We start from the raw sequence: 22,013 nt of genomic DNA, 5'->3' as shown, positions 1-22,013 counted from the left end.
CTATGTCGATGATTCAGGTGGCGCCCGCCGATGCGGTCCAGGCCCATGCTGCAGTCGAGTCTGCCGGAGCCTCCGCGCTCTTCCGCGCTCTCGGCGACCCGTCCCGCCTGTCGATCCTGCGGCACCTGGAGCTCGGGCCGCACCGGGTCGCCGACCTCGTCGAGCACCTCGGCCTGGCGCAGTCCACCGTCTCGAAGCACCTGGCCTGTCTGCGGGACTGTGGCCTGGTCTCGTCGACCCCGCAGGGGCGGGCCTCGATGTTCGCGCTGGTGCCCGGGGTCCCCGTCGACCGGCTGCTGTCGGCCGCCGAGTCGGTGCTGGTCGCGACCGGCGCCGCGGCGGACAGCTGTGCGTCCGTGAGTCCTTCCGGCTCCGGCTCCGTGTCCGGGACGGAGGTCGGCTGATGGGTGCGGGACACAGCCACGGCGGCTCCGGGCACGCCGGCGGCCGGCACCGCTGGCGCCTGGCCACGGCGTTCGGGATGGTCGGCGCGTTCTTCGTCGTCGAGCTCGTCTTCGGACTGCTGTCCGGTTCGCTCGCGCTGATCTCGGACGCGGGCCACATGGCCGCCGACGTCGTCGCGCTCGGCGCCGCGCTGGCCGCGACCCGCATCGCCACCCGCCCGGACCGCACCGGGCTGCGCACCTACGGCTCCTACCGGGCCGAGATCTTCGCCTCCGGCCTCACCGTCCTGATCATGCTGGGCGTCTCCGTCTACGTCGTCGTCGAGGCGCTGCGCCGCGTGGGGGAGCAGGTCGACGTCGAGGCCGGCCCGATGCTCGTCGTCGGTGCGCTGGGCCTGCTCATCAACATCGCCTCGATCATGCTGCTGCGCGGCGGCGCGAAGGAGTCGCTCAACGTCAAGGGCGCCTACTACGAGGTGATCGCCGACGCCGCCGGCAGCGTCGGCGTCATCGCCGCCGGCCTCCTCGTCACGACCACGGGGCAGACCTGGTGGGACACCGCCGTCGCCCTGGCCATCGGTGCCTTCGTCGCCGTCCGCGCGGTCATCCTCGGCCGTGAGGTCCTGCACGTCCTGGGCCAGCACGTCCCCGCCGGCATGGACGTCGACCACATCGTCGGCGACCTCGCCGCCGTCCCGGGCGTCGTCGACGTCCACGACCTCCACGTCTGGACCCTCACCTCCGGCATGAACGTCGCCACCGCCCACCTCGTCGTCGCCGCCGACGCGAACCCGCAGGCCGTGCTCGACCGCGCCCGCGACGTGATGCGCGACAACCACCACCTCGAGCACGCGACCCTCCAGGTCGAGGCCCGCCCGACCAAGGAGTGCACCGAGAGCACCTGGTGACCGGGTCGGTGTAGCTCGACTGGGTCGGAGCCCCGCACCGATAGGCTGTTCGTCGGGGGGTAGCGCGCCGTGGACTTCAGACAGCTCGAGTACTTCCGGGTCGTCGTCGATGCCGGGTCGGTCTCCCGGGCCGCCAAGCGGCTCCACCTCACGCAACCGCCGGTCAGCATCGCGATCTCGAAGCTGGAGAAGGAGCTCGGCGTCCGGCTCCTGGAGCGCACGGCGAAGGGCGTGGTGCCGACCGCCGCGGGTCTCTACCTGCTCGCGGAGGGCGGCCAGCTCCTCGCCGACCGCGACCGGCTGGTGCGCCAGCTCGCGCTCATGGGCGACGGTGCGGTCGGGGAGCTGCGGGTCGGCGTGGAGCCGATGGTGGTCAACGAGCTGATCGCGGAGGTCGTCGGAGCCTTCGTGGACTCGGCTCCCGGTGCGCACGTCAGCCTCACCGATGCCGCTCCCGACGCCCTGCTCCACGGCGTCCGGACGGGCGAGCTGGACCTGGCGTGCGTGCCGTTCGGCCCGAACCAGTTCGCCGACTTCGTCACCGAGTTCTGCGACTACGAGCTGCTGGGCCGGATCCCGGTGCAGCTGGCCGTCCCTGCCGGCCGCCGGCGCGAGCAGCACGAGGGTGCCCGGGGCTGGGGACGGTGGGTGGTGCCCTACCGCCTGTCGGCCTTCAACGGCTTCCCGGAGGCCATCGAAGGGGCGCTCCGTGACGACCCGACCTTCGAGACGATCGAGGTGTCGACCCCGCAGACCTCGGTCGGCTTCGTCGCCGCCGGGCTTGGCGTCGCGCTGGTCACCGAGCGGATGGTGAAGGGCAACCCCGAGGTGGCCGCGCTCTGGGCTCCGGACTGGGTGCCCGACATGGGCGTCTCGGTGCTGTGGCGGCGAGGGGGCGAGGTGACGCCGTTGATGGCTCGGTGGCTCGACGCCAGCCGCGCCGTCGCCCGCGATCGCCTGGTGAGGGTCGAGCCATATACCTCCGTGAATACCCCTGGCGACGATCCCGTATAGAACTCGATCTGACCTGGCAACCCTCATCTCACGATATGGACGAGTTTTCTTGGGCTTTTCGGAGATGAGGAGGCGCCCGGGACGATCGAACGCGCCGGCCCCGCAAGATCGGCGTTTGCGCAGGTCAGCGCGCTAGGCGGCGGCAGAGTGGCCTGGGTCACGCGCCGGCCTGACGGGCCGGGCGGCGGCGGATCGCGGCGTTGTCAACCCCTCCGCTCCTCTTTCTTGTCGAGCGCGGCCGTTGTCAGGATCCCCGGCCATGAGCGAGCTGCTGACCAAGGACGACACCATCGAGCCCGGGGCCGCCCTCGTCCCCTTCACCGGCGAGGAGTACCTCGCGAGCCTCGACGACGGTCGCGAGGTGTGGATCTACGGCGAGCGCGTCACGAACGTCGCGGAGCACCCCGCCTTCCGCAACTCGGCGCGGATGATCGCCCGGATGTACGACGCCCTGCACGACCCGGCGCGCCAGGACATCCTGACCACGCCGACCGAGTGGGGCGGCTTCACCCATCGGTTCTTCCGCGCGGCGAACAGCGTCGACGAGCAGGTCGCGGCCCGCGACGCGATCGCGGAGTGGCAGCGGATCACCTGGGGCTGGATGGGCCGGTCGCCCGACTACAAGGGGTGCTTCCTCGGCACCCTCGGCGCCAACTTCGACTTCTACCGTGGCTACGAGGACAACGCGCTCGCCTGGTACCGCAAGGCGCAGGAGCGCACCTACTACATCAACCACGCCATCATGAACCCGCCGGTCGATCGGGCCATGGGCGCGGACGCGGGCAAGGACGTCTTCATGCGGGTGACGCGCGAGACCGCCGACGGCATCTACGTCTCCGGCGCGAAGGTGGTCGCCACCGGCTCCGCGCTCACCCACTTCACCTTCGTCGGCCACGTGGGTCAGGTCGCGATCCAGGACCCGGCGTACTCCCCGGTCTTCATCACGCCGACCAACGCCCCCGGAGTGAAGCTGATCTGCCGCACCTCGAACGAGTACCGCGCCGCCGTGCTCGGCAGCCCCTTCGACTACCCACTCTCCAGCCGGGTCGACGAGAATGACGCGATCCTGGTCTTCGACGAGGTGTTCGTCCCGTGGGAGAACGTCTTCATCCACAACGACCTCGAGCAGGCCAACCGCTACAACGTGCACTCGGGCTACCTCGAGCGGGCCTCCCTCCACGGCTGCACGCGGTTCGCCGTCAAGCTCGACTTCCTCGTCGGCCTGCTTTCGAAGGCCCTCGACGTGACCGGCGCCGGTGAGTTCCACGGCGTGAAGTCGCAGCTCGGCGAGGTGATCGCCTGGCGCAACACCTTCTGGGCGCTGTCCGACGCGATGGCCAAGAGCGGGGTCCCGTGGAAGAACGGGATGGTCCGCCCCGACCCGCACTTCGCCGGCGCCTACCGGGTGATGAACCAGCTCGCCATGCCGAAGATCAAGAACATCATCGAGCAGGTGGTGGCCAGCGGGCTGATCTACCTCAACTCCCACTCCAGCGACTTCAAGGCGCCGGAGATCAGCGGCTACCTCGACACCTACCTGCGCGGCACCAACGGCATCACCGCGGAGGAGCGGGTCAAGGTGATGAAGCTGCTCTGGGACTCGATCGGCACCGAGTTCGGCGCCCGACACGAGCTGTACGAGATCAACTACATCGGCAGCAACGACGTCACCCGCCAGACCAACCTGTTCGCCGCCCTCGGCACCGGGCTGCTGGAGGAGTGCCGGCAGTTCGCGCAGACCGCGATGGACGAGTACGACCTCGACGGGTGGACCGTCGACGACCTGGTCGGACCGGACGACGTCAGCGTCCTCGGTCGCTGACGAGGCGCCGAGGAGAGACAGCCATGGCGACCGCAGTCGACTGCGCCCAGGTCACCTACGAGATCCCGGATCTGGAGCTCCAGAAGAGGTTCCTCACGGCGTTCGGGATGACGCCGGCGGAGGGTGGCGACGAGCAGACCCTCTACATGCGAGGGACGGGCACCCAGCACCACATCCACGTCAGCCGCAAGGCACCCCGGCAGCGCTTCGTCGGGGCGTCGATCGAGATGGCCACCCGCGAGGACCTCGACGAGCTGGCCGCCCTGCCCGGCTCCTCGGCCGTCGGGGAGTCGACCGAGCCCGGCGGCGGCCTCGAGGTCGTGATGCACACCCCCGACGGGATCGAGATCAAGGCGATCTGGGGGAGGACGAAGGCCGAGCCGCTCGCGGACCGCGATCCGTTCCGGTTCAACAACCTCACGGACAAGCCGCGGGTCCACGAGTCGGTGCGGATCGAGACCGCGCCGTGCACCATCGCCCGGCTGGGGCACTTCGTGCTCCATGTCAGCGACCACGACGCGACCGTCGCCTGGCTGATGGAGCGCTTCAACTTCCTGCCGTCCGACTACATGGTCCCGGCGGGCACCGAGGACCCGCCGTACGGCACGTTCCTGCGGCTCGACCTCGGCGACCAGCTGGTTGACCACCACTTCCTGCTGGTGCTGCAGTCCGACTGGGTCGGCGTCCACCACAGCGCGTTCGAGGTGCTCGACCTCGACGCGGTGATGTCGGCGCACGACTACCTGCTTGAGGCGGGGTTCACGCTCGACGTCGGCGTCGGCCGGCACCGGCTCGGCAGCCAGGTCTTCGACTACTGGAAGGACCCGCACGGGTTCCGGATCGAGCACTACACCGACGGCGACGTGGTCGATGCCAGCCACCGGCCGACGTCGTTCAACGGCACCGCCAGCGAGACCACGCAGTGGGGCAACCGGCCGCCGCTGGAGTTCTTCCAGTGAGCCCGGCGGAGGAGGCGGCCCTCGAGCAGCTCCGCCAGGTCGGCACCGCGAACGTCGCCAACGCCCTCTACACGCGCGGATTCCGCAACGTCGTGCTGCACGGCGTCGTCCCCCTGGGCACGGACCAGGAGCAGCTCGTCGGGCCGGCGTACACGCTCCGGTTCATCCCCGCCCGGGAGGACCTGGACTCGCTGGACGAGTACGCCGAGGACTCCAACCTCCACCGGCGCGCCATCGAGGAGGCGCCGCCCGGCTCGGTGCTGGTGATCGACGCCTTCGGCTCGACCCGGGCGTCGTCGATGGGGGACATGATGGCGACCCGCCTGCGCCAGCGTGGCGTGGTGGGCGTCGTCACCGACGGTGGGTACCGCGACGCCACGGGGATCGCGGCCACCGGCCTGCCCTGCTACCAGACGGGTGGCGCGCCGCCGGCGACGCCGATCGCCCTGCACCCGATCGCGCTCGACGAGCCGGTGGGCTGCGCGGGCGTCGCGGTCTATCCGGGCGACATCGTCGTGGGCGACCGCGACGGGGTCGTCGTGGTCCCGCGCCACCTCGTGGTCGAGGTCGCCCAGGCGGCGTACGACGCCCACCAGTACGAGCAGTTCGCCGAGCTGCAGATCGGGGCCGGCCGACCCATCTTCGGCCTGTTCCCGGCCACCCCCGAGAGCCGGACCGAGTACGACGCGTGGGTGGCCGCCGGCCGCCCGCACCCGGAGGAGAGCGCATGACCGACGTCACCGAAGCGAGCCTGAAGTCCCTCGAGCTGCTGGTGCACGCCACCGACCTCGACGAGGACCAGTGGATCGACTACCCGGAGTACGGCTTCCGCCAGTACTTCCTGTTCAAGAACGAGGAGACCGGTGCAAGCATCGCGCTTCTCGAGTACGAGCCGGGTGGCCGGATCCCCACCAAGCACACACACGCCTCGAACCAGTTCATGTACTGCCTCGAGGGCGACTACGAGTACACCGACTCCGGCAAGCGGCTGGGGCCCGGCTCCTTCTACATGAACCCCAAGGACCACCCGCACGGTCCGACGCTCGCCCACGAGCGCAGCGTGCTGATCGAGATCTACGACGGGCCGCACTACTACGAGAAGCCCGAGTACCACACCGACGAGACGATCGGCGACTTCCTCGCCAAGGACCCGGCATGACCGCCACGAACGGGAGCACGCAGATGACCGACCAGAGGTTCGACCCGGCCGAGGCGCTCGCCTCCTTTGGCCTGGACCGGGTGCTCTCCGGGACCTACTCCGCCGCGACGGGCTGGGGCCCGGTCGAGGGCCGCGACCTGATCGACGCCCAGAACCCGGCCGACGGCACGACCGTCGCCCGGGTCGCCGGCTCCACCGGTGCCGACTACCAGGAGATCCTCGCCGGCGCGACCAGCGCCCAGGAGCGGTGGCGCAACGTGCCGGCGCCCCGGCGCGGCGAGTTCGTGCGCCGGATCGGTCAGCTGATCGAGGAGAACATCGACGCGCTCGCGGCGATCGTCTGCCTGGACACCGGCAAGTCGGTGATGGAGGCGAAGGGCGAGCTCAAGGAGTCGATCGACATGTCCGTCCTGGCCGCCGGCCAGGCACGGATGCTCTATGGGTTCACGCAGCAGTCGCAGCGGCCCGACCACCGGATGTACGACCAGTGGCTGCCGCTCGGCGTCGTGGGCATCATCAGCGCCTACAACTTCCCCGCGGCCGTGTGGGCGCAGAACGGGTTCCTGTCGGCGATCGCCGGCAACACCGTGGTGTGGAAGCCGAGCCCGAAGGTGCCGTTGACCGCGATCGCCCTGCAGCAGCTGGTGAACCGCGCGGCCGAGGAGCTCGGCCACCACGGCGTCTTCTCCCTCTACCTGCCCGCGGACGACGCCGATGCGGAGCTGATGGTCGCCGACCCGAGGGTCGCGATGATCTCCTTCACCGGCTCGACCGGGGTCGGGAAGAAGGTCGCCGCCATCGTGGGGTCCACCCTGGGGCGCCGCTACCAGCTGGAGTGCTCGGGCAACAACGGCTGCATCGTCGACGAGACCGCCGACCTGGACCTGGCCGCGAAGGCACTCACCTTCGGTATCGTCGGCACCACCGGCCAGCGCTGCACCAGCACCCGGCGGGTGATCGCGCACGTCGACGTCGTCGACGCGCTCGTCGAGAGGATGAAGCAGGCCTTCGACCAGATCGCGATCGGCGACCCGCGCGACCCCGGCACCGTGGTCGGCCCGCTCATCGACGCTGCTGCGGTCGACCAGTACCGCGACGTACTGGAGCGTGCGATGGCGCAGGGCGCGACCGTGGCGTACGGCGGGCGGGTACTCGACCGCCCCGGCCTCTTCGTGGAGCCGGCGATCGTCACCGACGTCAAGCCGGACTTCGAGATCGCCCAGGAGGAGACGTTTGCGCCGATCGTGTCGGTGCTGACCTACCAGACCCTCGACGAGGCGATCCGGATCCACAACGACGTCGCCCAGGGGCTCGCCTCCGGCATGCACTCGACCAACCTCACGAACATCGAGACCTTCCTCTCCGCCCGCGGCAGCGACTGCGGGATCGTCCGGATCAACATGGGGACGACCGGTGCCGACGTGGGGGCCGCCTTCGGCGGCGAGAAGGAGACCGGGGGAGGGCGGACCGCGGGCTCGGACGCCTGGAAGGGCTTCATGCGCCGCCAGTCGGTGTGCGTGAACTGGGGCGGAACCTCCGCCTGGGACCACCTGATCGAGCTGTGAGGAGCACTGTCGTGAACACGTTGAACCTGGTGAGCCAGAAGAAGCAGCGGATCCGGTCGGAGGCGGTGCGCGAGCCCGCCGACCGGCTGTGGTCGAACTGCTACCGCATTGGGGACCTGGTCCTCGTCTCCGGCATGACCGCCCGTGCCGACGACGGCGAGACCGTCGTCGGCGGCGAGTACGAGCAGGCGCGGGTGATCTTCACCAAGATCAAGAACCTGGTCGAGGCGGCCGGCGCGGTGATGGACGACGTGGTCAAGATGACGATCTACGTCACCGACATCAGCCGCAACCGCGCCGTCTGGCAGGCCCGCGAGGAGTTCTTCACCGGTGACTTCCCGGCGTGCACCCTCGTCGAGGTCTCGGCCCTCGCGAAGCCCGAGATCCTCCTCGAGATCGAAGCCATCGCGGTCGCCGGCTGCAGCGCCGACTGACCCGCGTCGCCCCCACCCTCCGTCCGGACCCCAAGGAACGCCCATGACAACTCTGAACAACCCCGACTCGTCTCGGTCGGTGGAGACCTCGCTGGCCGCGGCGGCGGAGGACCACGCGCTGGTCAGCGTGCCGGCCGTGGACCGCCGCAGCGGCTTCCAGCTGGCCCTGTCGCCCGTCAGCGTCGCGACCGCCCTGGTCATCTTCGCGATCGCCGGCTTCACCGTGACCCTGGCCGGCTTCGTCTGGGGCCTGGTCGCCGGCGTCGCCGTCGGCGTACTCGGGTTCGCGCTCGGCAAGCTGCTCGGGAACATGGCCTACCGCACCGGCCTGTCCGGCACCGTGACGTCTCGGTTCTTCGGCTTCGGCCAACGTGGCTCCGCCGTCGGCTCCGTGGTGTTCGCGGTCATGATCCTCGGCTTCCTCGCCGTCGAGTCGGCGCTGCTCTACGAGGGCACGCTGCTGATGTTCGAGTGGGAGGACACCTGGGCCACGAAGATCGGGGTGTACGGCGTCCTGACCCTGCTGTGGATCGCCCTCGCGATCTTCGGCATCAAGCTCGCGTTGCGCGCCGGCGCGGCGATGATCGTCGTGACGCTCCTGGTGACGGCGTACATGATCGTGCAGATCTACGTCGTCGACGGCGCCAGTGTCTCCGCGGTGTTCGGGTTCGACGGCGTCGTCCCGGGCGGCGGTTGGACCAAGTTCGAGACCGCCGTGTCGGTGATCGGCGCGACCGCCGGCACGATCGCGCTGGTCACCGCCGACTTCGCCCGCTACGCCCGCACCGACAAGGACGTCACCGTGCTCGCCGCGGCCGGGCCGCTGGTGCAGAACGTGGTGATGATCGTGCTCGGCTCGCTCGTCGTCATCGGCGGCATGTCCGAGGTGGTCGAGTACCTGATGGCGCGCGACGCCGGGCTCACCCCGGAGGCGGCGGCCGCGGCCGGCAGCGGCCTGGTGATGGGCAACACCGGCGCGTTCTTCGTGATCTTCGCCGGCTGGGCCGGGTTCGTGACGATCTACGCCGCCCAGGCCAAGGCGCAGGCGATCAACGCCTACTCGGGGTCGCTGGCCCTGGTGAACCTCGTCGACTCCCTCTTCGGGAAGAAGCCCGGCCGCGCCGTGATGGTGGTCGTCGGCAACGTGATCGCGCTGCTCATGATCGCCGCCGGGATCCTCGACGAGTTCAACACGTACCTGTCCTACCTCGGTGCGATGACGCTGGCCATGGCCGGCGTGATGATCGCCGACTACTACGTCGTCCGTCGTGGCAGCGTCGACGGCAGCCACCGGATCGAGAAGTGGAACTGGGCGGGCGTGACCACCCTCGTCGTGGCCGCGGCGGTCGGCATCTGGCTGATGGAGGCGGAGATCGTCACCCTCGGCTTCCTGGTGTCGCTCGTGGTCGCGGTCGTCGGCTACCCGCTGCTGCGCTCGGTGCTTCCCGAGGGCACCGGCACCGGCTTCGTCGCCGAGGCCGAGGCGCTCGACGAAGCGCTCTGACCGCCCACGTGAAGAGGAGAACCCGGATGTCCCAGCATGTCGTCGACGCGCCCTCCGTGGTGGAGTCGCCCGCCCTCCGCAGCGCCTTCGGGCGGTTCGCCACCGGCGTGGTCGCCGTGACCTACGAGTCCGCCGGTGCCCGCTACGGCATGACCGTCAACTCGTTCACCTCGGTCTCGCTCGACCCGGCGCTGGCGCTGGTGGCGATCCGGAAGAGCTCGCGGGCACGCGAGTTCCTCGAGACCGGCCACTACGCGATCAACGTGCTGGCGGAGGAGCAGCTCGCCACCGGCCTCCACTTCGCGGGCCGGCCCGGCGACGGGTCCGACGTCGAGTGGGTCACCGAGGGGCGAGCGCCCCGGGTGAGGGGGGCGCTCGCGTACTTCGAGTGCGCGCCGTGGGCGACGTACGACGGGGGCGACCACGTGCTCGTCGTCGGCCGGGTGACCGCCTTCGGTGAGCGTGACGGAGCCGGACCGCTCGTCTTCTTCGAAGGCGCTTGGCGCCAGCTGGCGGCGGGCGGCCACGCATGAACGCCCTCGACGGGTTCCCCTACGCCGACTACCTCGACCTGCTGTTGGAGACGGCGGTCCGGCCCGTGCCCGAGTGGTTCGGGCGATGAGGCTCGCCACCGTCCGCACGGAGAGCGGGACCCGGGCGGTCAGACTCGAGGGCGACCGCCTGGTCGACCTCGGCCGGCCCGACCTCGGCGTACTGCTGGCGGAGGCCGACTGGGAGAGGACGGCGGCGACGACCGGGATGCGGACCTACCCCGTCGCGGACGCGGACTTCGCGCCGCTGGTGCCGAACCCGTCGAAGGTGCTGTGCGTCGGCCACAACTACACGAACCACATCCAGGAGATGGGCCGCGAGCTCCCGGCGTTCCCCACGCTGTTCCCCAAGTTCGCCGACACCCTGATCGGCGCGAACGACCCACTCGTCAAGCCGCCCGAGACCGAGCGGCTGGACTGGGAGGTCGAACTCGCGCTGGTCGTCGGCCGGCAGGTCCGCCGGGCCTCGCCCGCGGAGGCGGCGGCCGCGATCGCGGGCTTCACCGTCATGAACGACATCTCCGTGCGCGACTGGCAGTTCCGCACCATCGAGTGGACCCAGGGCAAGATCTGGGACTCCTCCACCCCGGTCGGGCCGTACCTCGTCACCCCCGACGAGCTCCCGGGCGGCGTCCGGCCACAGGTGAACGTCCGCACCGTCGTCGATGGCATCGTGATGCAGGACGACGACACCGCGACCCTGCTCTTCGACCCGGTCGCGCTGGTGGAGTACGTCTCCACGGTGATCACCCTGCGCCCCGGCGACCTGATCGCGACCGGCACCCCGGCCGGCGTCGGTCAGGCCCGCGACCCGCAGGTGTTCCTCACCCCGGGCAGCACCGTCACGGCCGCCATCAAGGGGATCGGCGCCTGCACCAATGTGGTCATCGGTTCCTCGTGCGGCGCCGCTGTGAGGCCGCGCGGCCGACGCTGAGCGGCTGTGGCGAGCAGACATCGAGAATGGCTTCGTTCGGACCAGGACGGCCGGACGTGCTGTGCGAGCTCAGGCGTCCCACGGGTTGAGGAGTTGTACCCCGAGAGGCTCGAAGTGCTTGGTGTTGCGGGTCGCGACCACGAGCTCGTTGGCTCGCGCGACGGCCGCGATGAGGGCATCGTCAAGCGGGGCGTGCTCGGGAACCCGGTAGGTCGCTAAGACGCGTGCTGCGGCTAGATCGAACGGCAGAACGCGATCGGCGAACGCGGGCAGTACTCGCTCGCTGAACCAACGGCGGAGCACCGCTCCTTGCTCGGCGTCGGACCGCTCCAAGGCGGCCACGCCACGTTCGATCTCGGCAACCGTGGTCGCGGCGATGAACTGGTCGTTCACGGCGACCGACGCAGCCCAGACTTCGACCGCGGGATTGCGTCCGCGCACCCGCAGCGCCGAGACCACATTCGTGTCGAGCAGGTACCTCACAGTTCGGGCACTCGGGCCGTCAGACCGAGGCGGCCGGGCTCGAAGTCGATGTCGGCGCCCTCATCGGTGCTGAGAAGATCAACCAGCGTGACCGGCTCGCGCTCCAGAGCTTCAACGAGGATGGCCCGCACCTCAGCCTCTGTGTTTCGATGATGCTGCCCAGCGCGAGCCTTCAACTTGGCCTTGGTGCCGGGCGGCAGGTTGCGAATCAGGATCTGCTCCACGGCGATCACCTCCGATATCGATCACACGATATCACCGCCGTCCTGTATCTGTGTCAGGCGCTCATGGCGTCGCGACGAAGTTCGGATCGACCCTTGCGGCGGCGTACGTCAAGCAGGCCGTGATGTCCTCGGAGGTCAGGTCGGTCGGGGTGTCCCTCGAGGATCGTGGCCTCGTCGGCCCTTGCAACGAGCATCGAGAGGACGTCGGTGACGCTGTTGTGCGGATGGGCTGGCCTGTAGGCCGGGTTCTGTACGCCGAAGCGTGGCGACCATCCATCTACGACGGCCGTTGCCGGCCGCCTCCAGCGGTCTACCCGCGCACTCGGGCGGGCCGCCCTCGGTCGTGCGCGCGTCCGGGGCCCGAAGGCTCCGGACTTCTTGACCTTGCTCCAGGTGGGGTTTACCGAGCCGGCCGGGTCGCCCCGGTCGCTGGTGGTCTCTTACACCACCGTTTCACCCTTACCTCCCGTCGTCAGGCAGAGCCGTCAGGCGGGAGGCGGTCTGTTCTCTGTGGCACTGTCCCGCGGGTTTCCCCGGGTGGGCGTTACCCACCACCTCGCCCTGTGGAGCCCGGACCTTCCTCGGCACCGCACTCTCGCGAGCACGGCGACGCGGTCGCCCGGCCAGCCCATCCGCAGGGACAGGATAGGGCAGGTGGGGCGGGGGACGTCATACGGATGGTGGAAGGGGACGCACTGTCCGTATGACGTCCGGGGGAGGGCCTAGGCTGGCGCGGTGCTGGCGGACGGGTACGAGATCAGGGCGCTGCGGCGGGGTGACGGGGCCGCGCTGGCGGCGGCGTTCCGGCGCAACCGGGAGCACCTCGCGCCGTGGGACCCGGAGCGGCCGGACGAGTTCTACACCGACGCGGGGCAGGAAGCGGAGGTCGGCCGCAACCTGATGCAGGCCGAGCAGGGCCGGTCCTACCTCTGGCTGCTCACGTACGGCGACGTGGTGGTCGGCCGGATCATGCTCAACAACATCGTGCGCGGCATCCTGCAGACCGGCACGGTGGGCTACTGGATCGACCACGAGCACCTGGGTCGGGGCCTGGCGACCGCGGCCGTCGAGCACGTCGCCCGGGAGGCGACCAGGCTCGGGCTGCACCGGCTCGAGGCCGGCACGATGCCGCACAACGCGGCGTCGCAGGCGGTGCTGCGGCGCAGCGGCTTCACGGAGTACGGCACGGCGGAGAGGTTCCTCTACCTGCGCGGCGCGTGGCGCGACCACGTGCTCTTCCAGCGCATCCTGCACGACGACCCGCCCGGGAATCCCCTGCCCTGACCCGGTGTTGAGCGGGCATGTACGACGACACGCTGCCCACGCCGCCGGTCGTCTTCCCGGACCAGGCGGCACCCGAATCGGCCTACCGCACCGCCTTCGACCTGCTCGCCCGGCGCGCGCCCCGGGAGGCGCTCGAGGTGCTGACCCCCGCGCTCGAGCAGGAGCCCGACAACACCGGCCTGCTGACGCTGCGGGCGTGGGCCTACCTGATCCGTGCCCAGCTCGGGCCCGCCGAGACCGAGCTCGCCGCGCTGGCCGAGCGGCGACCCGACGACGACTGGGTCCGGCACGCGCTCGGCCGCGCCCTCGAGCGGCAGTCGCGGTACGCCGAGGCGTTGCCTCACCTGCGCCTGGCCGCCGCCATGTCGGGCGACCCCGAGCACGAGTTGGCGGTCCTGCGGGTCGAGCGACGGCTCGCCGAGACCGGTGAGCGGAACCTCGACGACCTGACCTGACGGGCCGTGCCGCGTGTAGTTTCGGCAGCATGAGCTACTGGTTCTGCGTGCGGCACCGCCGGGTCGAGGACGAGGACAACATCTGCCCGCCGATCGACCGGCTCGGGCCCTACGACACGCGCGAGGAGGCCGAGCGGGCGCTCGAGACGGCCGAGCAGCGCAACGAGGACTGGGACAACGACCCGGACTGGAATGACGACTGACTCGACGCGCCGGACCTCGCCCTGGCCGTTCGTGGGCATGGCGGGGATGGCCTGCGCCTTCTTCCTGTACGCCGCGAGTGGGCTGGTCGCCCCGTGGTGGGCGGTCGCGTTGCTGCTCGTCGTGTGGGTGCTCCTGCTGGTCGTCGCGTGCGCGTGGTGGACCCCGCGGCCGCGATGGGTCCCGGGAGTCGCGGTGTTCGCCGTGGTGCTGTGGTTCGCGGTCGTGACCGCGGGTGGGGCGTGGCTGGGCTGGACGGCCTGAGCGCCCTCAGGCGCCCGGCCGCACCGAGACCCGGGTGATCCGGTGCCGGTCGACGTCGGTGACGACGAGCCGGTGGCCGTCCACGACCACGGCGTCGCCGATCTCCGCCAGCCGGCCGAGCCGGTGCATGACGTAGCCGGCGACGGTCTCGTAGGGGCCGTCCTCCAACGGCACGCCGGTTTCGCGGGCGAACTCCTCGATCGTCAGGCCCGCGTCGACGACGTCGGGCGCGGTCTCGGGCGCGGCCTCGTCGTACTCGTCGCGGATGTCGCCGACCAGCTCCTCCACGAGATCCTCGAGGGTGACGATGCCGTCGGTGCCGCCGTACTCGTCGACCACGACCGCGATGTGGCGACCCTCGTCGCGCATCCGGGCCAGCGACGGCAGCAACCGGTTGGTGGCCGGCAGGTGCACGATGTCGCGGGTCAGGCCGCGGATCCGGCGCTTCGGGTCGGCACCGAGCAGGTCGCGCACGTGCAGGAAGCCGCGGATGTCGTCGGGGCCGGTGCCGGTCACCGGGAAGCGCGAGTAGGGGTGGGACAGCGCCGCCTCGGTCGCCTCGGCGACGGTGCAGTCGGCGGCGAGGAACGTGACGTCGCGCCGGGGCCGCATCACCTCGCTCAGCGACCGGTCGCCGGCGTCGAAGACGTCGGTGAGGATCTTGCGCTCGTCGTCGGCCAGCCCCTCGTGCTGGTCGACGAGGAACCGCAGCTCGTCGTCGCTGAGCTGCTCCGCCGTCGCGCCGGGGTCGCCGCCGAAGACCCGAACCACGGCGTTGGTCGAGAGCGAGAGCAGCCACACCACCGGCCGCATCAGGACGGCGAACCGGTCGAGCGGCCCGCCGACGACGTACGAGACGCCCGCGGCGCGCTGGAGGGCGAGCCGCTTGGGCACCAGCTCGCCGAGCACCAGCGACAGGTAGGCGATGAACAGCGTCAGCAGGATCAGCGCCAGCGTGTCGGCGGCGGCTCCGCTGAGGCCGAGATCGACGAGCACCGGGGCGAAGTCGGGCGCCAGCGTCGACGCGCCGTACGCCGCGGAGAAGAAGCCGGCCACGGTGACGCCGATCTGGACGGCGGCGAGGAACCGGTTGGGGTCGCGGGCGACCCGCGCGACCCTGGCCCCGCGCGGGCCGCGCTCGGCGAGGGCGTTGATCTGGCCCTCGCGTAGCGAGACCAGCGCGATCTCGGTGCCGGCGAACACGCCGCCGACGAGGATGAAGGCCAGGACGAGCAGCAGGTTGGTCAGCGTCTGGGCGTCCACCCGTGAAATCTAGCGGCGCGGTCGTACCCGCAGGATCACGTCGGTGCCGCCGCCGTTGTCGGTGGTCACATAGAACGTCGGACCGGGGCCGTCGACCACGGTGCGGATCCGGCCGTAGCGTCGCAGCTCGGCGGGCACGTGCACCCGCTGGAGCGTGCCGTCGGCCGACAGCGTCAGGAACAGCACCCGCTCGGCCTTGAGCGCCGCGACGGCCAGGGTGCCGTCGTACGCCCCGAGCCCTGGGCCGCCGACGAAGCCGCCGCCGGAGGTGGCCAGCGTCGGGTAGCCCGAGCTCCACACGGCCTCGACCTGTCGACCGGGCAGCGACTGGTCGGTCATCGGCACGCTCTCGTCGTAGCCCGGGCCCGGGTCGTAGCCGTAGTTGCCGCCGTTGACGAGTCGGTTGACCTCGTCGTCCCGATCGGTGCCCTGCTCGATCGACCACAGCGTGCCGTCGGCGCGCTGGCTGAGGCCCTGCACGTTGCGGTGCCCGTAGGTGTGGACGTAGCGCTGCGCGCGGCTCCGCGCCCCGGCGAACGGGTTGTCGGGCCACGGCCTGCCGGTGAAGCGGTCGAGCCGCAGCGTCTTGCCGCCGAGCGACCGCTTGTTCTGCGGGTTGGTGGCGGTGGCGGCGTCGCCGGTGCCGACCAGGAGCGAGCCCGCGTCGTCGACCAGCAGGCGACAGCCGCCGTGGCGACCGCTGGTCGCCGGGAGTCCGCCGACGAGTCGCCGCACCTTCGTGGCCCTGGTCAGGTCGGTGTTCAGCCGCCACGCGATCACGCGGACGTCGTGGCCGCCCGCGGTGGTGCCACCCTGACAGGTGTAGATCCGCCGGTTCGTCGCGAAGCGCGGGTCGACCTCGAGGCCCATCAGCCCGGTCTCGCCGCTGACCCACACCGAGCCGCTGGGGAACCGCACCCGGTGCCGGCGCCCGTGGTCCCACACCCCGAGCGTGGCCCGGTCGCGCTGGGTGTAGAGCAGCACGCCGCGACCGAGCACGCGGACGTCCCACGGATGGTCGAGGTCGCGCACGAGCCGCTTGACCGCGAGCGGTGGGTACGCCGCGGCCCGCCCGACCGCATCCCGGTCGGAGTGGTCGGGCGTGCAGGCGACCGCGGGTGCGGCGGGCAGGGCGAGTGCGAGGGCCGTGGTCAACCCGAGAACGACGGAGCGCATGGCGGCACGGTAGCGACGGTTGATGAGACCGCGGGTGGGGTCAGAAGGTGTGCTCCTCGGCCGGGAAGGTGCCGGCGCGGACGTCGGCGGCGTAGGCCCGCGCCGCGTCGAGCAGGACGCCGTGGAGGTCGGCGTACTGCCGCACGAAGCGCGGCATCCGGCCGGTGCGCAGCCCGAAGGCGTCCTGCCACACCAGCACCTGGCCGTCGCAGCCCGCCCCGGCGCCGATGCCGATGGTGGGGATCGACACGGACGCCGTGACGTCGGCGGCGACGTCGCCGGGCACCATCTCCATCACGACGGAGAAGGCGCCCGCCTCCTCCATCGCCCGGGCCTCCTCGATGACCCGCTTGGCCGCGTCGCCGCGGCCCTGCACGCGGTAGCCGCCCAGGTTGTGCTCCGACTGTGGGGTGAAGCCGATGTGCGCCATCACGGGGATGCCGCCCTCGGTCAGCTTGCGCACCTGCGGGGCCATCTCGACGCCACCCTCGAGCTTCACGGCGTGCGCGTTGGCCTCCTTCATGAACCGGACGGCGGTCAGGTAGGCCTGCTCGGGCGAGGCCTGGTAGGAGCCGAACGGCAGGTCGGCGACGACCAGCGCGCGGCGTACCGACCTCGTCACGGCGCGCGCCAGCGGGATCAGCTCGTCGACGGTCACCGGCAGCGAGGTCTCGTTGCCGAAGACGTTGTTGGAGGCGCTGTCGCCGACCAGCAGGACCTCGATACCGGCCTCGTCGAAGGTCTGGGCGGCGTACTGCTCGTAGGCGGTGAGCATCGCGAACCGCTCGCCGCGCTGCTTCATCTCGCGTAGGTGGTGGGTGCGGATCCGCTTGATCGCGGCGGCTCCCTCCGTCTGCTGGGCCTTGGCCGGACCGGTGCCGTACGGCGCGGTCTCCTCGCTCATGGAATCTCCCTGACATGTCATCTCGCGGCTCCCTGATGGAGTCCACGGACCGTTCGTCAGGCTAGCCCCGGACCGCCCCGTTGAGGCCTGTGTGCCTCGTCACGCGATGCCGGCGGGGCGGGCGGCGTCGGCCGCCGCCTCCATGTCGGCGATCACGATCTTCTGCATCGTCATCATCGCCGCGGCGGCCGCCTGGGCGCGGGCCGGGTCGGGATCGGAGATCAGCTCGTAGAGGCGCACCGGCACGATCTGCCAGGACAGCCCGAACCTGTCCTGCAGCCAGGCACACTGGTCGGGCCGGCCGCCGGCGACCAGGGTGTCCCAGTAGTAGTCGACCTCCGACTGGTCGGCGCAGTCGACGCTCAGCGACACGGTCTCGGTGAAGCCGGCGTGCACCGGTCCGCCGTTGATGCCGCGGAACGGCCGGCCGTCGAGGGTCCACCGGGCGGCGAGCACGCTGCCGTCGTCGTGATGGGACACCCCGCGGATCTCGGAGTTCGGGAAGACCGCGGTGTAGAACTCCACGGCCTCCATCAGGTTGTCGTCGAACCACAGGCAGGTGCTGATCTCAGGCATGCCGTGCAGACCGCGGCCGGTCCGAGAACTCATCGCAACCGGCACGGATCTGCCTCGTTCGGGCCATGTCGGTCGGGCGGTCGGCGGCGCACGCTGAGGGGATGGCAGCACCGCAGGACGCTCGGGAAGAGCTCCGCCTCGCCGTCGTGCTCAACGGCGGCGTGAGCCTCGCCGTCTGGATCGGGGGAGTCACCCTCGAGATCGACCGGATGACGCGGGGCGACCGCGTCTACGGCCAGCTGTTGGACCTGCTCGGCATGAGCGCTCGTGCCGACGTCATCACGGGTACGTCGGCCGGCGGGATCAACGGGGCCGCGCTCGCCCTGGCGCAGGTCAACGACCACGCCGACCTGCGCGGACTGCGCGACCTGTGGGCCGACCAGGGGCGGATGGAGACCCTGCTGCGTACGCCGTTCCACGGCCAGCCGGCGTCGCTGCTGCGCGGCGACGAGTACTTCTTGCCGTCGCTGGAGCGGGCGCTGCGCGGCCTGACCGTCGACTACGCACCGATCGGGTCGGACCGCCGGCCGGTGTACCTCGGCGTGACCACGACGCTCCTCGACGGCGCCCGCACGGTCACCTCCGACGCGCTCGGCCAGGCGCTGCCCCAGGAGGTGCACGCCGGCCTGATGACCTTCAAGCATCTGGAGAACGACGGCCAGGACGACTTCGCGGCCGACCAGATCGGCGAGACCACGCGCCGGCTCGCCCTGGCCGCCCGCTCCTCGGCGAGCTTCCCGGTGGCCTTCGAGCCGTCGTTCCTGCCGGTGGGCACCGGGGTCTCGGGCAACGGCCGGCCGGACATGACGATGGTCGCCGACTGGGTCGACCCGACCGGACCGCCGGACCAGTCGCACTTCGGCGTCGACGGCGGTGCGATGGTCAACACCCCGACGCTCCCCGCACTCGAGGTGATCGACAGCCTGCCGGCGACCACGGCGGTACGCCGGGTGATGCTGCTCGTCTTCCCGCACGCGCCGACCGTGCAGGAGCGCCCGCCCGCCGAGGAGCAGGACCCGCCGACGGTGGTGGAGGCGCTGACCGGGGTCGCCCACGCGACCCGCAGTGAGGCGAGCCGCACGCATGTCGAGAAGGTGGAGGAGCACAACCGGCAGGCGGCGGCGCGCAGGTTCGGGCGCTCCGACGTGCTGATCAGCCTCCAGCGCAGCACCGACAACGGCCTGACCGACGTGCTGTCCGGGCTGTTCGGGACGCTCTACCCGCACTACCGCGAGCTGCGCCTGCGCCGGGCCGCCCGCGACCTCGCCGAACGGGTGCCGACGGTGCCGGGCTGGTCCTACGACCGGGTGCTCGGATCCGTCGAGAAGGCGCAGCAGCGCGTCGACGCGACGCACGGCCTGCCGTACGTCGTCACCACGGCGGAGGCGCGCGACTGGCGGTTCGACCCCGCGCGCGGCTGGCCGTGGGGCGTCACCACCGCCGAGCACTTGGCCGACGACGCGCTCGACCTGGCGCGCCGGCTGGTGCGCCTCGAACTGACCGCGGACGAGCGGGTGCTGGTCGAGCGCCAGCGGATGGCGCTCTTCGACGTACGCCGCCGGGTCGAGCGGGCCCGGCGCGGGTTCGACGACGTGTGGTTCCGCGGCTGCCTGAGCGGGCTGCCGCCGAACACGTCGTACTGGCAGGTCCGGATGGCCGCCCAGCAGCGCGCCTACCGCGGCGGGCGCGAGCTGGAGGCGGCCGACTTCGAGCGACTCACCCCGGACCCGCAGCGCCGCCAGGACCTCGCCGACCTGGTCAACGCGACCTATCCCGAGCGCAGGGTCGGCACCGAGGTCGCCGACGGCCTGATCGAGCTCGCGTCCTCGCTGCTCGCGCTGACGCCGGCCGTCGACCGGCTCGCCGACGTCGTGACCGGCGACGATCAGCTGGCGCTCCAGGCCTGGCAGAAGCTCCTCGGGAACGTCGCCGACGAGCGTGAGCTGATCGCGGAGCTGGTGCGGCTCGACGTGGTGACCGCGTGTCTGAGCAACGCCCCCGAACGAGGCTCGGAGCAGCTGGTCGAGCTGGTGCAGGTGAGCCTGCAGACCAGCAACGCCTTCGCGCAGGTGACCACCCAGGGCAGCGACAAGCTGGGCGGCGCCCGGCTCGGCCGCTTCGCCGGCTTCCTCAAGGAGTCCTGGCGGATCAACGACTGGATCTGGGGCCGGCTCGACGCCGCCACGATGCTCTGTCAGGTGCTCCTGGACCCCGACCGGCTGCGCCGCGCCCGCGAGGACGCCGAGCGGCGCGGCGAGCCCTGGCCGGCGACGGCGCAGGGGTGGGTCGACGCCTGGGTGGCGACGCTGTTCGAGGGCCGGGAGCCGGGGCCGGGCTTCCTCTCGCTCCGGCAGCGGGCGGTCGTGGAGCTGGACCGGTACGTCTACCACGACACCGCCGACCGGCCGCCCACGCTGGAGGCGCTGGCCGGGCTGTTCGCCTGGGCGATCCAGGCGGATGTCGCGGCCGAGGACCTGCCCGCGCTGCGGGACGCGGTCGCCGCGGACCGCCGGGAGGGCGCGACCCAGGCCTCGCACGGGGAACGCTTCGTCGAGGACAACGCGGCCCTGCTCGACCAGCTCAAGGGGCTGGGGCCGGTGCTGCTGACGTCCAACGAGCCGGGCGCCGCACCACCCGACGACCCGAGGTCCGCCCAGCGCCGGGGTCTCGGGCTGGCCGGACTGCGCGCCTTCGACCGCGCGGGCGTCGGCCGCGAGCCGCTCGACGCCGAGGCGTCCGGCGACCTGCTGATCCGCACCGGCGTCACCGCGGTGGCCGTCGGTGCCACCGTGCTGGACAGCCCGAAGCTCGGCGTACCGGCCGCCAAGCCGCTGACCCGCACGATCCGGGGCCTGGCGCTGCTGCCGTACTGGGTGGCCCGCGGCCTCACCGGTGGCGCCCGCATCGGCAACACCGTCGCCATCGCCGTGCTGGCGCTCGGCGGCGCGATGCTGGCGCTCTCGCTGGTGCTGTCGGCGACCCCGCGCTGGGTGGCGCTGATCGGGGTGTCGGCGCTGCTCTTCGGCTTCGCCTACGCCGCGCTGCGCACCGGCAGCCTGCTGCACGGCATCGCACTGCTCAGCCCGGTGATCCCGTTGATCGCGTACGCCGTGACCCAGCAGGTCCGGCCGACGGAGACGACCCTGCCCACGCTCGCCGTGCTGCCGTTCGTGGCCGCGCTGATCGCGGGCCTGGTCATCCTGGGATCCCTGCCGGCGCTGGTGCGTACGCCGTTCGCGGTGGTCACCGACAGCGGTGGGCGCGGGTGGCTGATCGCCCTGATCGGCGGCACGCTGGTGCTGGAGGCGGCGGTCGTGGCCGCCGTATGGATCACCGTCTCCTGGAGGCCCGCGCTGGTGCTGCTGGCCGTGTCGGTCGTCGTCGACGTGGCCTGCTGGCTGGCCGAGCGCGAGTCGTCGGCCTTCCGGGTGCGCTTCCTGGCCGCCGACGGCTGGGCCGAGGATCGGCTGGTGCAGCCACAGGCGGTGGCGGGTGCCTGGGCCTGCGTCTACGCGATCCTGTCCGCCGCGGTCGGGGTGCTGCTCTGGCTCCTGGTGCGCGCGCTCGGCGACGACCTGCGCTTCGACACCGGCGAGCACCAGGGCGAGCTGACCGCCACCGGGGTCGCGCTCTGGGCCTCGGTGATCGGCGCGCTGGTGATGACCGTGCTGCTCGCGGTGCTCGTCGTGGCGCTGCCGCGCCGGGCCCGCGGCCGCTTCGCGACCGAGCTGGAGCGGCAGGTCCGGGCCGGCGCGTTCGCCGTCGGCCCCAGCCTCGACGAGACGCGGGACCTGCTGGTGCGGCGGCTGCGCACGCGCGGCACGGCGTACGTCTATCTGACGCAGGTCGCCGACGACGACCTCGTGCTCTCCGGGACCGGCGACGGCCTGGCCCGGCGCATCTGGAGGGCGGCGGGTCATACCTAGGCC

General features: G+C 71.5%; 23 protein-coding genes and 1 other RNA gene. 17 read left to right on the top strand and 7 right to left on the bottom strand.

The window, feature by feature from the left end; all coding sequences use genetic code 11:
• Nucleotides 1–2: 2 nt before the first annotated feature.
• The 12 genes from KM427_RS16670 (at nt 3) to KM427_RS16615 (ending at nt 11,254) form a co-directional block, all read left to right on the top strand.
• Complete coding sequence (locus tag KM427_RS16670) at nt 3–404, top strand: ArsR/SmtB family transcription factor (RefSeq protein WP_252274580.1); 402 nt, start codon at nt 3–5, stop codon at nt 402–404.
• Nucleotides 404–1,312, top strand: a complete 909-nt coding sequence (locus KM427_RS16665; RefSeq protein WP_215524629.1) for a cation diffusion facilitator family transporter — start codon at nt 404–406, stop codon at nt 1,310–1,312. The genes KM427_RS16670 and KM427_RS16665 overlap by 1 nt, the downstream gene beginning before the upstream one ends.
• A 69-nt stretch (nt 1,313–1,381) precedes the next feature.
• The gene (locus KM427_RS16660) at nt 1,382–2,326 is read left to right on the top strand and encodes a LysR family transcriptional regulator (protein ID WP_183594013.1); all 945 of its coding nucleotides are present in this window, start codon (nt 1,382–1,384) and stop codon (nt 2,324–2,326) included.
• A gap of 259 nt (nt 2,327–2,585) precedes the next feature.
• Nucleotides 2,586–4,148, top strand: coding sequence for a 4-hydroxyphenylacetate 3-hydroxylase N-terminal domain-containing protein (locus KM427_RS16655; RefSeq protein ID WP_183594014.1), 1,563 nt, complete (start codon nt 2,586–2,588; stop codon nt 4,146–4,148).
• A 23-nt stretch (nt 4,149–4,171) separates the two neighbouring features.
• Nucleotides 4,172–5,107 (top strand): VOC family protein, encoded by a 936-nt coding sequence (locus KM427_RS16650; protein ID WP_215524628.1) that lies wholly within the window; start codon nt 4,172–4,174, stop codon nt 5,105–5,107.
• A complete protein-coding gene (locus KM427_RS16645; RefSeq protein ID WP_215524627.1) occupies nt 5,104–5,838 on the top strand; it encodes an RraA family protein in 735 nt (244 codons plus the stop codon). The genes KM427_RS16650 and KM427_RS16645 overlap by 4 nt, the downstream gene beginning before the upstream one ends.
• Nucleotides 5,835–6,266, top strand: coding sequence for a cupin domain-containing protein (locus tag KM427_RS16640; RefSeq protein ID WP_183594017.1), 432 nt, complete (start codon nt 5,835–5,837; stop codon nt 6,264–6,266). The genes KM427_RS16645 and KM427_RS16640 overlap by 4 nt, the downstream gene beginning before the upstream one ends.
• Nucleotides 6,263–7,831: an aldehyde dehydrogenase family protein gene (locus KM427_RS16635; protein ID WP_215524626.1), complete on the top strand. Its 1,569-nt coding sequence runs from the start codon at nt 6,263–6,265 to the stop codon at nt 7,829–7,831. Before KM427_RS16640 ends, KM427_RS16635 begins: the two co-directional genes overlap by 4 nt.
• Before the next feature lie 11 nt (nt 7,832–7,842).
• On the top strand, nt 7,843–8,265 hold the full coding sequence (locus tag KM427_RS16630) for a RidA family protein (RefSeq protein WP_215524625.1): 423 nt from the start codon (nt 7,843–7,845) through the stop codon (nt 8,263–8,265).
• 43 nt (nt 8,266–8,308) lie between these two features.
• Nucleotides 8,309–9,769: a purine-cytosine permease family protein gene (locus KM427_RS16625; RefSeq protein ID WP_215524624.1), complete on the top strand. Its 1,461-nt coding sequence runs from the start codon at nt 8,309–8,311 to the stop codon at nt 9,767–9,769.
• Nucleotides 9,770–9,795: 26 nt separating this feature from the next.
• Nucleotides 9,796–10,302 (top strand): flavin reductase family protein, encoded by a 507-nt coding sequence (locus KM427_RS16620; RefSeq protein WP_215524623.1) that lies wholly within the window; start codon nt 9,796–9,798, stop codon nt 10,300–10,302.
• A gap of 85 nt (nt 10,303–10,387) precedes the next feature.
• Nucleotides 10,388–11,254, top strand: coding sequence for a fumarylacetoacetate hydrolase family protein (locus tag KM427_RS16615; protein WP_215524622.1), 867 nt, complete (start codon nt 10,388–10,390; stop codon nt 11,252–11,254).
• 69 nt (nt 11,255–11,323) lie between these two features.
• Here the strand turns inward: KM427_RS16615 and KM427_RS16610 are convergent, their stop codons facing one another.
• From KM427_RS16610 to rnpB, 3 genes are all read right to left on the bottom strand, one after another.
• On the bottom strand, nt 11,324–11,737 hold the full coding sequence (locus KM427_RS16610; RefSeq protein WP_215524621.1) for a type II toxin-antitoxin system VapC family toxin: 414 nt from the start codon (nt 11,735–11,737) through the stop codon (nt 11,324–11,326).
• Entirely contained in the window at nt 11,734–11,961 is a 228-nt protein-coding gene (locus KM427_RS16605; RefSeq protein WP_183594023.1) for a FitA-like ribbon-helix-helix domain-containing protein, read from the bottom strand. Before KM427_RS16605 ends, KM427_RS16610 begins: the two co-directional genes overlap by 4 nt.
• 221 nt (nt 11,962–12,182) lie before the next feature.
• Nucleotides 12,183–12,592, bottom strand: an RNA gene (rnpB, locus tag KM427_RS16600) — RNase P RNA component class A.
• A gap of 104 nt (nt 12,593–12,696) precedes the next feature.
• Here rnpB and KM427_RS16595 point away from each other — a divergent pair.
• From KM427_RS16595 to KM427_RS16580, 4 genes are read left to right on the top strand one after another with little or no spacing between them, the layout of a single operon-like run.
• A complete protein-coding gene (locus tag KM427_RS16595; protein WP_215524620.1) occupies nt 12,697–13,245 on the top strand; it encodes a GNAT family N-acetyltransferase in 549 nt (182 codons plus the stop codon).
• Between the two features lie 17 nt (nt 13,246–13,262).
• Nucleotides 13,263–13,700, top strand: coding sequence for a tetratricopeptide repeat protein (locus KM427_RS16590; protein WP_215524619.1), 438 nt, complete (start codon nt 13,263–13,265; stop codon nt 13,698–13,700).
• A 29-nt stretch (nt 13,701–13,729) separates the two neighbouring features.
• Nucleotides 13,730–13,903, top strand: a complete 174-nt coding sequence (locus KM427_RS16585) for a hypothetical protein (protein WP_183594026.1) — start codon at nt 13,730–13,732, stop codon at nt 13,901–13,903.
• Nucleotides 13,893–14,165 carry a hypothetical protein gene (locus KM427_RS16580; RefSeq protein ID WP_215524618.1) on the top strand — a complete coding sequence of 91 codons (273 nt, stop codon included), beginning with the start codon at nt 13,893–13,895 and terminating at the stop codon, nt 14,163–14,165. The genes KM427_RS16585 and KM427_RS16580 overlap by 11 nt, the downstream gene beginning before the upstream one ends.
• 6 nt (nt 14,166–14,171) lie before the next feature.
• Here the strand turns inward: KM427_RS16580 and KM427_RS16575 are convergent, their stop codons facing one another.
• From KM427_RS16575 to KM427_RS16560, 4 genes are all read right to left on the bottom strand, one after another.
• Nucleotides 14,172–15,428, bottom strand: coding sequence for a hemolysin family protein (locus KM427_RS16575; protein ID WP_215524617.1), 1,257 nt, complete (start codon nt 15,426–15,428; stop codon nt 14,172–14,174).
• A 9-nt stretch (nt 15,429–15,437) separates the two neighbouring features.
• Nucleotides 15,438–16,604, bottom strand: coding sequence for a PQQ-dependent sugar dehydrogenase (locus KM427_RS16570; protein WP_215524616.1), 1,167 nt, complete (start codon nt 16,602–16,604; stop codon nt 15,438–15,440).
• A gap of 40 nt (nt 16,605–16,644) precedes the next feature.
• Nucleotides 16,645–17,508: a 3-methyl-2-oxobutanoate hydroxymethyltransferase gene (gene panB / locus KM427_RS16565; protein WP_502887138.1), complete on the bottom strand. Its 864-nt coding sequence runs from the start codon at nt 17,506–17,508 to the stop codon at nt 16,645–16,647.
• A gap of 99 nt (nt 17,509–17,607) precedes the next feature.
• Nucleotides 17,608–18,084, bottom strand: coding sequence for a VOC family protein (locus tag KM427_RS16560; RefSeq protein WP_215524614.1), 477 nt, complete (start codon nt 18,082–18,084; stop codon nt 17,608–17,610).
• Between the two features lie 101 nt (nt 18,085–18,185).
• Here KM427_RS16560 and KM427_RS16555 point away from each other — a divergent pair, with 101 nt between their 5' ends.
• Complete coding sequence (locus KM427_RS16555) at nt 18,186–22,010, top strand: patatin-like protein (protein WP_215524613.1); 3,825 nt, start codon at nt 18,186–18,188, stop codon at nt 22,008–22,010.
• Nucleotides 22,011–22,013 lie beyond the last annotated feature (3 nt).

Origin of the sequence: Nocardioides sp. LMS-CY (assembly GCF_018732145.1) — a bacterium.
GTDB lineage: Bacteria > Actinomycetota > Actinomycetes > Propionibacteriales > Nocardioidaceae > Nocardioides > Nocardioides soli.
Note: the sequence above shows the minus strand (reverse complement) of the source record. Positions and strands in the feature narration are given on the sequence as shown.